The sequence below is a fragment of the Frigoribacterium sp. CFBP 8766 genome (assembly GCF_014841435.1).
Classification (GTDB): Bacteria; Actinomycetota; Actinomycetes; order Actinomycetales; family Microbacteriaceae; genus Frigoribacterium.
Genome location: NZ_JACYTX010000002.1, coordinates 1,171,086 through 1,184,337, shown reverse-complemented (window position 1 = coordinate 1,184,337; position 13,252 = coordinate 1,171,086). Strand labels below are relative to the sequence as shown.

The window sequence follows — 13,252 nt, the reverse complement described above, 5'->3', positions numbered from 1 at the left end:
CCGGGGCTCGTCACGAGTCGGCAGGCGGGGTGCGCCGCATCTTCTCGTAGGCGTCGAGCGCCTCGCGTCGGGACTGCTTCAGGTCGACCATCGGCTCGGGGTAGTCGTCGTCGTCGACCTCGGGCACCCACTCGCGAACGTAGCCGCGGTGCCCGTCGAACTTGCTGGCCTGCAGCTCGGGGTTGAACACCCGGAAGTACGGTGCCGCGTCGGCGCCCGAGCCGGCCGTCCACTGCCAGTTGGCGGGGTTGTTCGCCTCGTCGGCGTCGACGAGGGTGTCCCAGAACCACTGCTCGCCCACGCGCCAGTCGACGAGCAGGTTCTTGACGAGGAAGCTCGCGGTCACCATGCGCACGCGGTTGTGCATCCAGCCCGTCGTCCAGAGCTGGCGCATGCCCGCGTCGACGAGCGGGACGCCGGTCGTGCCCCGCCGCCACCGGTCGAGGTCGGCCTCGGGGAGGTCCTCCCACGGGAACGCGTCGAACTCGGGCCGGTAGTTCTTCGTCGCGAGGTGCGGGTTCGCGAACAGCACGGTGTGGTTGAACTCGCGCCAGACCAGCTCGCGGAGGAACCCCTGCGCCTGCTCGCGGGAGGCGGCGGGCAGGTCGGCCTGCATGCGGTGCCAGACCTGGAACGGGCTGACCTCGCCCCAGCGGAGGCGGGGCGACAGCCGGCTCGTCGCCTCCTGCGAGGGGAAGTCCCGTTGGTCGTAGTCGGCGAGGTGCCCGGTCGCGAACTCCTCGAGGACGTCGAGGGCGGCGGACTCGCCCGGCGTCCACGTCTCACGGAGGCCGGCGGCCCAGTCGGGCTGCGTGGGCAGCAGCTGCCAGGAGTCGAGGTCGTCGCTGGCGGGGAGAGCGTCGGGCGCCGTGAGCCGCTCGGGCGCGGGGAGCGGCTCCCGCGGCTCGGGCCGGCTGAGGCACGCGCGCCAGAACGGGGTGAAGACCTTGAACGGCTCGCCCGAGCCGGTCTGCACCGTCCACGGCTCGAACATCAGCGAGCCCTGGAAGCTGTGGGCGTCGACGCCGTCGTCGTGCAGCGCCGACTTGAGGGCCGCGTCGACCTCGCGGGCGGCGAGGCCGTAGCGGCGGTTCCAGGACACGGCACCGGCGCCGGTCTCGGCGACGAGCGCGGGCACCTCCGTGGCCGCCGCGCCCCGGCGCAGCGTCAGCGAGGCGCCGAGCTCGCGGAGGTCGTGGTCGAGCGACGCGAGGCTGTGGTGCAGCCACCAGCGAGCGGCGCCGCCGAGCGCCCTGATGCCCGGCGACTGCTCGTCGAGCAGGTAGAGCACGACCACGGGGCCGCCGCGCGTGACCGCGGCGTCGAGCGCGGGGTTGTCCGCGATCCGGAGGTCGTCGCGCAGCCAGACGATCGTCGGGCTGGTGGTCGAGGAGGCGGTGCTCACGCGGTGCCGTCCGTCCCGGGCGCCGGCACGGCGCCCTCGTCGTCGGGGTCCGGTTCGTCGTCGGACGACCCGGCTCGCAGCCGGGTGCAGAGGTCGGTGAGGGCGACGAGCTCGTCGTGGTCGAGGCTGCCGCCGACCCGCTCGGCGATCGCGGCGGCGTGGCTGACCGCGGTGCGACGGTAGAGCGCCGACCCGTCGTCGGTCATCGACACGATGATGCCGCGGCCGTCGCCCGGGTCGCTGTGCTTCGCGACGATCCCGCGCGAGGCGAGACGGTCGACGAGCCGGCTGATGCTCGGCTGCGTGAGGAGCAGGTGACGCGTGAGGTCGCGGATGCGTGCGCTGCGGCCGGGCTGGTTCGACAGGTTGAAGAGCACGTCGTACTCGTTGAACGAGATCTCGTCGGTGGGGAAGCGCGCGTTCAGCTCGCGCATCACCGTGACCTGTGCCCGGAAGAGCGACTCCCAGGCCCCGACGGCCACCGCTGTGTCGCTCATGCTGCTCCTCGTGCTCTCGGTCCTCTCGAGAGTCTAGGGAAGACGGCCGACAGGGGGCCGACGAGGGGCAGGGAGCCCGTCGAGCATCCGGGAACGACAGAGGGCCGGTCGCTGAGCGACCGGCCCTCATTCCCTTGCACCAGAGTTGTCCTGCAATCACATCCTGCCTCGGCCGCCACAGCAAACGACCTCGACCCGCTCACGATATAACGGCCAGGTAACGGTCGTCTAGTTATCGAAACGTTATTTTCCTGGGAACTCTCCGCGAGCGCCCACGACACGATCGTCCCCCGGCGCGTACCCCGAACGGACGACCGGTCGGAGCTCCCTAGAAGAGGTCGGGCGAGGGGGTCGACGCGTGGCGGATCGACACGTCGGCGTGCCGGTCGAACCGGTAGCCGGCGCCGCGCACGGTGCGGACGACGTCCTCGAACGCGCCGAGCTTCGCGCGGAGGCGACGCACGTGGACGTCGATGGTGCGCTCGTTCGGCACCTCGTCGTCGCCGTCGGCCCAGAGCCCCCCGATCAGCTCGGAGCGCTCGATCGTGCGGCCCTCGCGGAGCACGAGGTACTGCAGCAGCTCGAACTCCTTGTACGTGAGGTTGGCGGCCTCGCCGTCGAGCAGCACGCGCTTGCGCGAGATGTCGACGACCACGCCGCCGCGGGCCCCGGGCTCCTCGGCCACCTCGGCGGCCTGGCGACGGGCGGCGACGGCCGACGGGTCCTGCAGGGCGAGACGGACGACGTCGACGTCGCGACCGCCGGCGCCGGTGGGCGCGATGGCGACCGCGGCGTGCGTCTCGGCGGCCGGGGCGATCTGGGCGACGAGCGCCTTGATCTGCGCCACGATGTCGCCGAGCTCGGTGCCGGTCTGGGCGGCGGTGACCTCGTCGATGCCGACGTAGAGGGCGAAGCCGCGGGCCTCGGTGCCCTCGGGCAGCGAGCGGGTCCGGGGCGCAGCCGGCTCAGCGGGTGCGGGTGCGGTCGCAGCGGCGGCGGCAGCAGCTGCGGTCCGGCTCAGCGGAGCAGCGGTCGAGGAGGTGCGGGCCGGCGAGACGGTGCGGGCTGCGGTGACGGGGCGGTCGAGGATGAGGGACATGACAGGCGGGGTCCTTGCGGGAGGGCGGCAGGACGACTCCGTGCCCGGCGGCAGCCAGGGGCAGGAGCGTCGTGCTCGATGTGTGTCGGTGCTCGATCCCGCCGGCGATGGTGCCGTGCGTCACGAGCAGTCGGTGCGGTGCACCGTCCGGACGCGCGTCGGGTGACGACGCGGATCGTCCGGGAGTCGATGACTCGACGTCCGGGTGGGGACGTGAGCTCAGCTGGCGGTGTCAGCAGCTGCGACTCGGCGAGGTGTGTGGCCGGGTCAGGCACACATTCGACACATGACCGCGTGCATCGGCATCATGATGCCGGCGCTCCCGAAGGCCTCGAGGGAGGTCGGAGCGTGCACGGGGGAAGTCATGGAGCGATTCTCGGCCAGGGGCCGGACGCGTGTCAAGGCGACACGACGGAGCGCCCGATCCGTGCGCACGCCGCGAGGGCGTGGCCGGATCGGCCGCTCGGGTCGAGCAGGGCCGAGCAGGGTCGCTCAGGCGAGGCCGTAGAGGCGGTCGCCCGCGTCGCCCAGCCCGGGCACGATGTACCCGTTCTCGTCGAGCTTCTCGTCGACGGCGCCGAGGACGACGTGCACGTCGCGTCCCTCCATCGCGGCCTCGACGGCGGCGAGGCCCTCGGGGGCGGCGAGGATGCAGACGGCCGTGACGTCGACGGCCCCCCGGTCGAGCAGGTAGTCGATCGCGGCGATGAGCGAGCCGCCCGTCGCGAGCATCGGGTCGAGCACGAAGCACTGGCGGTTCGAGAGGTCGTCGGGCAGGCGCTCGGCGTACGTCGTCGGCTGCAGCGTCTCCTCGTCGCGGACCATGCCGAGGAACCCGACCTCGGCGGTCGGGACGAGCTTCGTCATGCCCTCGAGCATGCCGAGGCCGGCGCGCAGGATCGGCACGACCAGCGGGCGCGGCTGGCTGATCTCGAGGCCGGTGGCAGGGCCGACCGGCGTCTCGATGTCGACGGGGGACGTCCGCACGTCACGGGTCGCCTCGTAGGCGAGCAGCGTGACGAGCTCCTCGGTCAGGGCCCGGAAGGTCGGCGACGGCGTGTTCTTGTCGCGGAGCACGGTCAGCTTGTGGGTGATGAGGGGGTGGTCCGCTACGTGCACTCGCATAGGCTCCACGGTAGCGGAGTCGACCGGCCCGCGAGTCCCGTCCCTGGAGCGTCGCCGTGCCCCTCGTCCCGTCGCAGCTCGAGGCGTGGATGGGCGACGCGCTCGCCCAGGCCGAGGGCTGCCGGGCGTCCGACGACGTGCCCGTGGGCGCGGTCGTGCTGGACGCCTCCGGCGAGGTGATCGGCACCGGCCGCAACGAGCGGGAGCTGCTGCAGGACCCGACGGCGCACGCCGAGGTCCTCGCCCTGCGCGCCGCGGCCCGGCACACGGGCGACTGGCACCTCACCGGCACGACGCTCGTCGTCACGCTCGAGCCGTGCCCGATGTGCGCCGGCGCGATCCTCGCGGCGCGTGTGCCGCGGGTCGTCTACGGCGCGTGGGACGAGAAGGCAGGAGGCGCGGGCAGCGTCTACGACATCCTCCGCGACCGCAGGCTGCCGCACCGCGCCGAGGTGTTCGCCGGCGTGCGCGAGGCCGAGTGCCGGGCCCAGCTCGACGCGTTCTTCGCCGAGCGCCGATAGTCCGCGGTGCCGACCCTCGCCCGCCCCCGCGGGTTCGGGTGCGGCCGCTAGTCGGCGGCCTTGATCACGATGGCGTCGGTGGGCGGGTCGACCCGGTCCGGCTCGTGCCAGACGTCGGGCTCGACGTAGATGACCCGCGCGATCGGCACGGCCTCGCGGACGCGTGCCTCGATCGCGTCGATGGTCGACGACACGTCGCGCAGCGCGGTGCGACCGTCCATGGCGACCTTCACGGCGACGAGCAGCTCGTCGGGGCCGAGGTAGAGGGTCTTCATGTGCACGATCTGCTCGACCTCCGGGCCGGCGGTGATCGCGGCGCGGATGGCGTCGACGTCGCCGGCGGAGGCGCCCTCGCCGACGAGCAGGCTCTTCGTCTCGATGCCCAGCACGACGGCGACGGCGACGAGCAGCAGGCCGATCGCGAGCGTCCCGATCGCGTCGAAGACGCCGTTCCCGGTGATCCAGGTGAGGACGACGCCGATCATGGCGAAGCTGAGGCCGAGCAGCGCGGCGGCGTCCTCGAGCAGCACGACCGGGAGCTCGGGCGCCTTGGCACGGCGGATGAAGGCGGGCCAGCTCTGTGCGCCCTTCGCGGGGCGCGCCTCCTTGATCGCGGTGCGCAGCGAGAAGCTCTCGAGGCCCAGCGAGATCGCGAGCACGAGGACGGGCAGCCAGGGCACGTCGAGGGGGTGCGGCTCGCGGAGCTTCTCGACGCCCTCGTAGAGCGAGAAGACGCCGCCGACGCTGAACAGGATGATCGAGACGACGAAGGCGTAGACGTAGCGCTCGCGGCCGTAGCCGAAGGGGTGCTCGGCGTCGGCGGCCTTGCGGGCCTGCTTGCCGCCGAGCAGCAGCAGCAGCTGGTTGCCCGAGTCGGCCAGGGAGTGCACGCCCTCGGCGAGCATCGACGACGACCCCGAGAAGAACCAGGCGACGAACTTCGTCACCGCGATCCCGAGGTTGGCGCCGAGCGCCGCGAAGATCGCCTTGTTGCCGCCGGACGTGCTCATGTGGAGGTCCCCTCGTGTCTGGGTCGATCTTAGGATGGCCCGATGGTCACGACTCTCCCCGCCACCGCAGTTCTCGGAGCAGGCTCGATGGGCGGCGCCGTCCTCGCGGGCCTGCTCGGCCCCGACGTCGTCGTCGAGGGGGGCATCCGCGTCACGAACCGCACCGAGGCCAAGGCGGCCCCGCTCCGGCAGCAGGGCGTCACCTCCCTGGCCACCGAGACCGACCCCGGCGCCAACACGGCTGCGGTCGAGGGCGCTCGCCTGGTGCTGATCGGCGTGAAGCCGCACATGGTGGTCGACCTGCTGGCCGAGATCGCCCCGGCCCTCGAGCCCGACGCCGTCGTCGTGAGCCTCGCGGCGGGCGTCACCACGGCCACGATGGAGGCGGCGCTGCCCGCGTCCGTCACCGTCGTCCGGTCGATGCCCAACACCCCGTCGCACGTCGGCCTCGGCGTCACCGGCCTCAGCGCCGGCTCGCGCTCGTCCGACGACGACCTCGCGCTCGCGAGGCGGCTGTTCGAGGTGGTCGGCGACGTCGTCGTCGTGCCCGAGTCGCAGATCGACGCGCTCAGCACGATCTCGGGCTCGGGCCCCGCCTACGTCTACCTGCTGGTCGAGGCCCTGCAGGAGGCGGCGGTCAGCCTGGGCTTCACGCCCGCCCAGGCCGCCACGATGGTCCAGGGCACCTTCCGGGGAGCGAGCGAGCTGCTCGCCGCGAGCGACCTGGCCCCGGCCGAGGAGGCGCCCGCCGAGCTCCGCAGGCGCGTCACCAGTCCCGGCGGCACGACCGAGCGGGCCGTCGCCGTGCTCGAGCAGGGCGGCCTCGCCGACCTCTTCGGCCGGGCTGCCCAGGCCGCCCTCGCCCGCAACCGCGAGATCGCCGAGGGCCGCTGAGGCTCCCCGACTGCGCCGCCCCCGGAGGGCGTCAGCCCTCGAGCGCCGCGAACTTCTCGATGGTGCGGCTGTCGCCCGACACGATGATGAGGTCGTGGTTGCTGATGACCGTCTCGGGCGTCGCCTCCTTGAAGGCGCCTCCCGGGCTCTTCACCCCGACGACCGTGACGCCGTACTTCGTGCGGATGTTGGAGGCGGCCAGGGAGGCGCCCCGCACCGGCTTGGGCGGGTACATCTTCACGATCGCGAAGGCGTCGTCGAACTCGATGTAGTCGAGCATGCGTCCCGAGACGAGGTGCGCGACGCGCTCGCCGGCCTCGCGCTCCGGGTAGATGACGTGGTTCGCGCCGATGCGGGCGAGGATCTTGCCGTGCGACTGGCTGATCGCCTTCGCCCAGATCTGAGGCACCTTGAGGTCGACGAGGTTGGCCGTGATGAGCACGCTGGCCTCGATGGACGAGCCCACCGCGACGACCGCGATCGAGAAGTCCTGGGCGCCGATCTGCTTGAGCGCGTCGATGCTGCGGGCGTCGGCCTGGACGGCGTGCGTGACCCGGTCGGCCCACTTCTGCACGAGCCCGGCGTCGGTGTCGACGGCGAGCACGTCGCGGTCCTGCCGCTCGAGCTGGCCTGCGGTCGCGGCGCCGAAGCGGCCGAGGCCGATGACGAGCACCGGCGCGTCGTGCTTGATCCTGTCAACCAACGATCGGTCGCTCCTCGGCTCTCGTGAACAGCTGGCGTCGCTGGCTGGCGGCCAGGGCGACGGAGAGCGTCACTGTACCAACGCGGCCCATCCACATGGTGACCGCGAGGATGTACTTCGCCGAGTCCGGCAGCCGGTCGGTGAGCCCCGTGCTGAGGCCGGAGGTCGCGAAGGCCGAGATGCACTCGAAGAGCACGTGGTCGAGCGGCTCCTTCGTGATGTGCATGATGAGGATGCTCGAGACGGCCACGATCGTCGCGCCCCAGAGCACGACGCTGACCGCGAGGCGCAGCACGTCGCTGGGGATGCGACGGCCGAACGCCTCCATCGAGCGCTGGCCGCGGGCCTCGGCGAAGGCGGCGAGGAACAGCACGGCCAGGGTCGTGACCTTGATGCCGCCCGCCGTCGAGGCCGAGCCGCCGCCGATGAACATGAGCATGTCGGTGACGAGCAGCGACGAGCCGTTGAGGTCCGAGATCTGGATCGTCGAGAATCCGCCCGACCTCGTCATCATGCTGAGGAACAGCGACTGGAACACGGTCGGCCCGGCCTCGATCGCGCCGAACGTCTTCGGGTTGTCGAACTCGAGCACGATGTAGAGCAGCATGCCGAAGACGATCAGGATCGCCGTCGTCAGCAGGGTCAACTTGACGTGCACCGACCAGCGGCGGGGGTTCCGCGGGTTGCGGGCCAGGGCGTAGATCACGGGGAACCCGATGCTGCCGAGGAACACCCCGACCATGATCAAGCTGAGGAACCAGTAGTCGTTCTCGAAGGCGGCCAGGCCGTCGGCGTTGGGCGTGAACCCGGTGTTGGTGAAGGCCATCGCCGAGTAGTAGAAGCTGTCGAGCACGGCGTCGCCGAGGGCGATCCCGTCGATGACCATCCGGGGGATCATCAGCAGGGCGATCACGAGCTGGATCACGAACGAGCTGAGGGCGACGGTCGTCAGCAGGCCGCCGATCTCGCCGAGGCGCACCGCCTGGCCCTCCGGCACGGGGCCCGCGTGGGCGCGGAGCGGGTTGCTGTCCCCGGCGGCCATCAGCCGGGCCCGGAGGCCGAGCTTCCGCGACACGACGAGGCCCATGATCGAGGCGAGGGTCAGCACCCCGATGGCGCCGATCTGCACGCCGACGAAGATCACGACGTGGCCGAAGAGCGACCAGTGGGTCGCCATGTCGACGGTCGCCAGGCCCGTCACGCAGATCACGGACACCGCGGTGAAGAGCGAGTCGGCGAGCGGGGTCACCGTGCGGTCCGCGGACGAGACGGGCAGCGAGAAGACGACCGTGAAGACGAGGATCAGCCCGGTGAAGATGAGGATCGCGAACCGTGCGGGCGACTTGCGGCCGATGTCGTCGACCCAGTCGGACAGGCGGTGGAACACGCTGCGGGGGCCGGGGGAGGGTCCGCGCCGCGGCGCGACGGAGGCGCGCGTCACAGCCGTCATGGTACATCCGGCCGGTCGTCGTTACTGTGGCTGCATGCCCGACATCTTCGCCGTGATCGCCGACGGCACGCGCCGGGACATCCTCACGGTCCTGCTCGACGCCCACGTCTCCGCCGACTCGCGCACCGGCGACGTCAGCGTCGGCGAGATGGTGACGTCGCTCGGGCTGAGCCAGCCGACCGTCTCGAAGCACCTCCGCGTCCTCCGCGACGCGGGGCTCGTGCACGTGCGCGAGGACGGGCAGCACCGCTACTACGGCATCGAGACCGGGCCGCTCGAGGCGGTGGACGACTGGCTCGTCCCGTTCCTCGGGGCGGACCTCGCCGGTGGCCTCGACGCCGCGTCGGGGGCCTTCGCCGCCTGGGCGGGCGCGAGCGTGCCCGCGCCCATCCGGCGGGCCGCCGAGTCGCTCCCCGACGCGACCGACGTCGCGAGCGGGCTGGGACGGGCCGTGGCCGATGCGCAGCACCGCGCCTCCTCGGCCCTGCACGACGCCCAGAGCGCCCTGGACGAGCGCGTGATCGACCCGGTCCGCAAGCGCCTCGGCCGCTGAGCCCCGCGCCCCGGCCCGTCGCGACGGGAGGCCTGCCGCCGCGTCGTCCCCAGGCGGTGCCCGCGACCGTTGCACCCGCGGCACACGCGCCCCTAGAGTGACCACGAGTCACAGGAACACCTCCTGTCGCTCCTGCACCGGCGTCGTCGTCGGGCTCTCCCGACCAGCAGCCCCAGGAGGCGACGTGACCCACGATCTCTCGGACGTGAGGTTCCTCACCGTCGCCGAGGTGGCCGGCATGATGCGCGTCTCGAAGATGACCGTCTACCGGATGGTTCACTCGGGCGAGCTCCCCGCGATCCGCTTCGGCCGGTCGTTCCGCGTGCCCGAGTCGGCCGTCGCGGCGGTCGTGCAGAACGGCGTCGCCGACGTCGGCTGACGCGCTTTCGACAATCACGGGTCGCCCTAGTACACTGACCCGAGGCATTTTTCCGCGGTTCTGTTTCGGACCCGGTCGTCCGATCCATGAATCAGTGAGGTCCTCTATGGGTTCTGTCATCAAGAAGCGTCGCAAGCGCATGGCGAAGAAGAAGCACCGCAAGCTGCTTCGCAAGACTCGTCACCAGCGTCGCAACAAGAAGTAGACGATGCGCGAAGTGTGCCCTCGACCGTTCGGTCGGGGGCCACTTCTCGTTGAGGGCAGATCGTCGAGGCCAGCCGCTAGGGTCGAGGGCGTGCCCGTTCCCCGCATCTCCCTGCTGACGAAGCCCGGCTGCCACCTCTGCGACGAGGCGCGCGCCGCCCTCGACGCCGTGCTGGCCGAGCCCGAGTTCACGGCGGCCGAGCTCGGCTACGCCGAGACCGACATCCTCGGCGACGAGGCCCTGCAGGCCGAGTACGCAGAAGAGATCCCGGTCGTCCTGCTCGACGACCGCGTGCACACCATCTGGCGCGTCGAACCCGAGCGCCTCCGCACCGCCCTCCGGAAGGCCCTCGCGTGACCGTCAAGCACATCGTCATCTGGAACCTCGTCGCCACCGACGACGCGTCACGTGAGCACGCCGCCGCGCGCATCGACGAGCTGCTGACCGGCCTGGTCGGCACGGTCGAGTCGATCCGATCGCTCGAGGTCGTCCGCAACGTCGCCTACCCCGACACGAACGGCGACGTCGCGGTCGTCGCCGAGTTCGACGACGCCGCCGGGCTCGACGCGTACGTCGTCCACCCGGCCCACCAGGAGGCGGCGGCCGAGATCCGCACGCTCGTCACCGGACGCGGCGCCATCGACTACGAGGCCTGACCAGACAGAGCGAAGGAGGCGCGGTGCAGGTGATGCCTGCACCGCGCCTCCTTCGACGTCGGGCCCTCGGGCCCTCGTCCCCTACGGCGTGAGTCGGGTCGGTCCGCGGAACAGGAACGTCACCTCGCGGAGGTTCGGCTGGTGCAGCATGAGCATCAGCACGCGGGCCAGGCCCATGCCGAAGCCGCCGTGCGAGGGGGCCCCGTAGCGGAAGAAGTCGAGGTAGCCGCCGAGCTCCTCGGGCTTCATGCCCTTCTCGCGGATCTGGGCCTCGAGCACGTCGACACGGTGCTCGCGCTGGGCGCCGGTGGTGATCTCGGTGCCGTTGTAGATGAGGTCGTAGCTCTTGGTGAGCTGCGGGTCGTCGTCGTGGCGCATGTGGTAGAACGGCCGGATCGACGCGTCGTAGTCGGTGAGGAACACGAAGTCGTGGTCGAACGTCTCCTTGACGTACGCCGCGATCTGGCGCTCGCCCTCGGGGTCCATGTCGGCGTCCGCACGGGGCACCACGTAGCCGCGGTCGGCGACGATCTGCTTGGCCTCGGCGAGGGGGATGCGGGGGAACGGCGTCGTCGGCACCGTCAGGTCGACGTCGAAGAGCTCCTTGATCGCCGCGCCGTGCTTCTCGACGACGGCGGTGAACGCGGCGACGAGCAGCTCCTCCTGCATCTGCATGACGTCCTCGTGGCTGTCCACGTAGCTGATCTCGGCGTCGACGCTCGTGTACTCCGTCGCGTGGCGCGAGGTGAACGAGGGGTCGGCACGGAAGACCGGGGCGATCTCGAAGATCTTGCCGAAGCCGGCCGCCTGGGCCATCTGCTTGAAGAACTGCGGGCTCTGCGCGAGGAACGCGCTGCCCTCGAAGTACTCGACCTTGAACAGCTCGGCGTTCGACTCGCTCGCCGACGCCATGATCTTGGGGGTGTGCACCTCGACGTAGCCGCGCTCGACCCAGTAGGTGCGCATCGCGTGCTCGAAGGTGGTCTGGACACGGAAGATGAGGGCGTTGCGCGGAACGCGCAGGTCGAGGAACCGCCAGTCCATCCGCTTGTCGATGCCGCTGTCGGCGGCGATCGGCGTCTCGGGGTCGGCGAGGCTGTCGACGACGAGGCCGTCGATCTTCACCTCGATGCCGCCGAGCTTGACGCGCTCGTCGTGCTTGAGCTGGCCCGTGACCGTCACGAAGCTGCCCTGCGAGAGGCCCGAGATCGCGTCGGCGATCTCGTCGGTCTCACCTGCCTCGGCGAGCACGTCGGCGGCCGTGCGGGGACGGACGAGCTGGACGGCGCCGGACTCGTCGCGGAGGACGACGAACTGCACCTTCTTCTGGTCACGGACCGTGTCGACCCAACCGGACACCGTCACGGGGCCGTCGGGGAGGGGCGAGAGGTCGCTGATGAGGGTGCGTTCGATCACGGGGCCAGAGTTTACCGCGACGTCGAGCTTTCGGCCCCCCGTGAGGGAGGTGGGAGTGCAGGCCCGATCTAGACTGGTTGCCATGCCCGCCCAGCAGATCCACCTCGTGCGCCACGGCGAGGTGCACAACCCCGACCACGTGCTCTACGGCCGACTCGAGGGCTTCGGGCTCAGCGAGCTCGGCCACCGGATGGCCGCCTCCTCGGCCGCGATGCTGCAGGCGCAGGGCGCCCCCGTCGCCGCCGTCGTCGCGAGCCCGCTGCAGCGCACCCGCGAGAGCGCCGCGCCCTGGGCCGCCGCGTTCGACCTCGACGTGCAGGTCGACGAGCGCCTGATCGAGCCGACGAACAAGTACGAGGGCCGCCGCTCCGACTTCACCGTCGCGAAGCAGCTCGCCGTGCCGGCCGAGTGGCCGTGGATCGTCAACCCGCTCAAGCCCAGCTGGGGCGAGGCATACGTCAGCATCGCGGCGCGCATGCTCGCGGCCGTCGACGAGGCCTGGTCGAGCGTCGACTCGGGCGACGTCGTGCTGGTCAGCCACCAGCTGCCGATCTGGATGGTGCACCGCAGCGTGACGGGCGCCCGCCTCTTCCACGATCCCCGTCGCCGTCGCTGTTCCCTCTCGAGCATCACGACTCTGGAGCGGCACGGCGGGCGCTTCGTCGAGGTCGGCTACCAGGACCCCGCGGCCGACCTGCTCGAGCGCGCCGTCGACCTCGGGGCGGTCTGATGCGCCGCGCCTCCTTCATCGTCGGTGCCGTCGCGGCTGCCTCGGCCCTCGCCCTCGTGCTCACCGGCTGCACCTCGCAGTCCGACCCCCTCGCCGAGCAGTACCGCGCGGGCGGCACCGAGAACTACATCAGCGGTGCCGGCACGGTCACCGAGGTGCCCGAGGCCGACCGTGACGACCCGGTCGAGTTCACCGGCACGACCGACGAGGGCGACGAGTTCTCGAGGGCCGACCACGACGGCGAGGTCGTCGTCCTGAACTTCTGGTACGCCAGCTGCCCGCCCTGTCGCAAGGAGGCGCCCGACCTGCAGCAGCTCAGCACCGACTTCGCCGACGACGGGGTGCAGTTCGTCGGCGTCAACGTGCGCGACCAGGCCGACACCGCCCGCGCCTTCGCCGAGAAGTTCGACATCACCTACCCGTCGATCGTCGACACGAACGACGGCGCGGTCCAGCTCGCCCTCGCCGGCACCATCGCCCCCAACGCGGTGCCGACGACGATCGTCCTCGACAAGCAGGGCCGCATCGCGGCACGCGTGCTCGGCGGCCTCGACGGCCCCAGCACGCTGAAGACCCTGATCAGCGACGCCGTCGCCGAGCAGGCCTAGA

General features: G+C 71.4%; 17 protein-coding genes. 9 read left to right on the top strand and 8 right to left on the bottom strand.

The window, feature by feature from the left end; genetic code table 11:
* Positions 1 to 10: 10 nt before the first annotated feature.
* The 4 genes from IFT90_RS11300 to upp all read right to left on the bottom strand — a co-directional run bounded on the left by IFT90_RS11300 (position 11) and on the right by upp (position 4,126).
* The gene (locus tag IFT90_RS11300; RefSeq protein WP_192042202.1) at positions 11 to 1,405 is read right to left on the bottom strand and encodes an FAD-binding domain-containing protein; all 1,395 of its coding nucleotides are present in this window, start codon (positions 1,403 to 1,405) and stop codon (positions 11 to 13) included.
* Positions 1,402 to 1,902 carry a MarR family winged helix-turn-helix transcriptional regulator gene (locus IFT90_RS11295; RefSeq protein WP_192042201.1) on the bottom strand — a complete coding sequence of 167 codons (501 nt, stop codon included), beginning with the start codon at positions 1,900 to 1,902 and terminating at the stop codon, positions 1,402 to 1,404. The genes IFT90_RS11300 and IFT90_RS11295 overlap by 4 nt, the downstream gene beginning before the upstream one ends.
* A gap of 328 nt (positions 1,903 to 2,230) precedes the next feature.
* Complete coding sequence (locus tag IFT90_RS11290) at positions 2,231 to 3,001, bottom strand: winged helix-turn-helix domain-containing protein (protein WP_192042200.1); 771 nt, start codon at positions 2,999 to 3,001, stop codon at positions 2,231 to 2,233.
* A gap of 492 nt (positions 3,002 to 3,493) precedes the next feature.
* Positions 3,494 to 4,126 carry a uracil phosphoribosyltransferase gene (gene upp / locus IFT90_RS11285; protein WP_192042199.1) on the bottom strand — a complete coding sequence of 211 codons (633 nt, stop codon included), beginning with the start codon at positions 4,124 to 4,126 and terminating at the stop codon, positions 3,494 to 3,496.
* Positions 4,127 to 4,182: 56 nt separating this feature from the next.
* Here upp and IFT90_RS11280 point away from each other — a divergent pair, with 56 nt between their 5' ends.
* Positions 4,183 to 4,647 (top strand): nucleoside deaminase, encoded by a 465-nt coding sequence (locus tag IFT90_RS11280; RefSeq protein WP_255416175.1) that lies wholly within the window; start codon positions 4,183 to 4,185, stop codon positions 4,645 to 4,647.
* 47 nt (positions 4,648 to 4,694) lie between these two features.
* Here IFT90_RS11280 and IFT90_RS11275 read toward each other — a convergent pair whose 3' ends face one another.
* Entirely contained in the window at positions 4,695 to 5,657 is a 963-nt protein-coding gene (locus tag IFT90_RS11275) for a cation diffusion facilitator family transporter (protein WP_192042198.1), read from the bottom strand.
* Positions 5,658 to 5,699: 42 nt separating this feature from the next.
* Here IFT90_RS11275 and proC point away from each other — a divergent pair, with 42 nt between their 5' ends.
* Positions 5,700 to 6,551: a pyrroline-5-carboxylate reductase gene (proC, locus tag IFT90_RS11270; protein WP_192042197.1), complete on the top strand. Its 852-nt coding sequence runs from the start codon at positions 5,700 to 5,702 to the stop codon at positions 6,549 to 6,551.
* A 31-nt stretch (positions 6,552 to 6,582) separates the two neighbouring features.
* Here proC and IFT90_RS11265 read toward each other — a convergent pair whose 3' ends face one another.
* The gene (locus IFT90_RS11265; RefSeq protein ID WP_123546732.1) at positions 6,583 to 7,254 is read right to left on the bottom strand and encodes a TrkA family potassium uptake protein; all 672 of its coding nucleotides are present in this window, start codon (positions 7,252 to 7,254) and stop codon (positions 6,583 to 6,585) included.
* Positions 7,247 to 8,704 (bottom strand): TrkH family potassium uptake protein, encoded by a 1,458-nt coding sequence (locus IFT90_RS11260; protein WP_192042196.1) that lies wholly within the window; start codon positions 8,702 to 8,704, stop codon positions 7,247 to 7,249. Before IFT90_RS11260 ends, IFT90_RS11265 begins: the two co-directional genes overlap by 8 nt.
* A gap of 34 nt (positions 8,705 to 8,738) precedes the next feature.
* Here IFT90_RS11260 and IFT90_RS11255 point away from each other — a divergent pair, with 34 nt between their 5' ends.
* From IFT90_RS11255 to IFT90_RS11235, 5 genes are all read left to right on the top strand, one after another.
* On the top strand, positions 8,739 to 9,257 hold the full coding sequence (locus IFT90_RS11255) for a helix-turn-helix transcriptional regulator (RefSeq protein ID WP_192042195.1): 519 nt from the start codon (positions 8,739 to 8,741) through the stop codon (positions 9,255 to 9,257).
* A gap of 184 nt (positions 9,258 to 9,441) precedes the next feature.
* A complete protein-coding gene (locus IFT90_RS11250; protein ID WP_192042194.1) occupies positions 9,442 to 9,636 on the top strand; it encodes an excisionase family DNA-binding protein in 195 nt (64 codons plus the stop codon).
* Positions 9,637 to 9,742: 106 nt separating this feature from the next.
* Positions 9,743 to 9,841 carry a 30S ribosomal protein bS22 gene (locus tag IFT90_RS11245; protein ID WP_003792170.1) on the top strand — a complete coding sequence of 33 codons (99 nt, stop codon included), beginning with the start codon at positions 9,743 to 9,745 and terminating at the stop codon, positions 9,839 to 9,841.
* A 90-nt stretch (positions 9,842 to 9,931) separates the two neighbouring features.
* Positions 9,932 to 10,198, top strand: coding sequence for a glutaredoxin family protein (locus tag IFT90_RS11240; RefSeq protein WP_371812282.1), 267 nt, complete (start codon positions 9,932 to 9,934; stop codon positions 10,196 to 10,198).
* A complete protein-coding gene (locus IFT90_RS11235; protein ID WP_192042192.1) occupies positions 10,195 to 10,497 on the top strand; it encodes a Dabb family protein in 303 nt (100 codons plus the stop codon). Before IFT90_RS11240 ends, IFT90_RS11235 begins: the two co-directional genes overlap by 4 nt.
* Before the next feature lie 81 nt (positions 10,498 to 10,578).
* Here IFT90_RS11235 and aspS read toward each other — a convergent pair whose 3' ends face one another.
* Positions 10,579 to 11,913 (bottom strand): aspartate--tRNA(Asn) ligase, encoded by a 1,335-nt coding sequence (gene aspS / locus IFT90_RS11230; RefSeq protein WP_192042191.1) that lies wholly within the window; start codon positions 11,911 to 11,913, stop codon positions 10,579 to 10,581.
* Between the two features lie 82 nt (positions 11,914 to 11,995).
* On the opposite strand from aspS, the gene IFT90_RS11225 reads away from it, so the two are divergent.
* Together IFT90_RS11225 and IFT90_RS11220 are read left to right on the top strand one after the other, a co-directional pair.
* Positions 11,996 to 12,643, top strand: coding sequence for a histidine phosphatase family protein (locus tag IFT90_RS11225; RefSeq protein WP_133737894.1), 648 nt, complete (start codon positions 11,996 to 11,998; stop codon positions 12,641 to 12,643).
* A complete protein-coding gene (locus tag IFT90_RS11220; RefSeq protein WP_192042190.1) occupies positions 12,643 to 13,251 on the top strand; it encodes a TlpA disulfide reductase family protein in 609 nt (202 codons plus the stop codon). The genes IFT90_RS11225 and IFT90_RS11220 overlap by 1 nt, the downstream gene beginning before the upstream one ends.
* Position 13,252 lies beyond the last annotated feature (1 nt).

What these genes read in the sequence shown, in the direction of transcription:
- IFT90_RS11295 (WP_192042201.1), bottom strand. Translation starts at nt 1,902, where the DNA reads ATGAGCGACACAGCGGTGGCCGTCGGGGCCTGGGAGTCGCTCTTCCGG.
- IFT90_RS11290 (WP_192042200.1), bottom strand. Translation starts at nt 3,001, where the DNA reads ATGTCCCTCATCCTCGACCGCCCCGTCACCGCAGCCCGCACCGTCTCG.
- upp (WP_192042199.1), bottom strand. Translation starts at nt 4,126, where the DNA reads ATGCGAGTGCACGTAGCGGACCACCCCCTCATCACCCACAAGCTGACC.
- IFT90_RS11275 (WP_192042198.1), bottom strand. Translation starts at nt 5,657, where the DNA reads ATGAGCACGTCCGGCGGCAACAAGGCGATCTTCGCGGCGCTCGGCGCC.
- proC (WP_192042197.1), top strand. Translation starts at nt 5,700, where the DNA reads ATGGTCACGACTCTCCCCGCCACCGCAGTTCTCGGAGCAGGCTCGATG.
- IFT90_RS11260 (WP_192042196.1), bottom strand. Translation starts at nt 8,704, where the DNA reads ATGACGGCTGTGACGCGCGCCTCCGTCGCGCCGCGGCGCGGACCCTCC.
- IFT90_RS11255 (WP_192042195.1), top strand. Translation starts at nt 8,739, where the DNA reads ATGCCCGACATCTTCGCCGTGATCGCCGACGGCACGCGCCGGGACATC.
- IFT90_RS11245 (WP_003792170.1), top strand. Translation starts at nt 9,743, where the DNA reads ATGGGTTCTGTCATCAAGAAGCGTCGCAAGCGCATGGCGAAGAAGAAG.
- IFT90_RS11225 (WP_133737894.1), top strand. Translation starts at nt 11,996, where the DNA reads ATGCCCGCCCAGCAGATCCACCTCGTGCGCCACGGCGAGGTGCACAAC.
- IFT90_RS11220 (WP_192042190.1), top strand. Translation starts at nt 12,643, where the DNA reads ATGCGCCGCGCCTCCTTCATCGTCGGTGCCGTCGCGGCTGCCTCGGCC.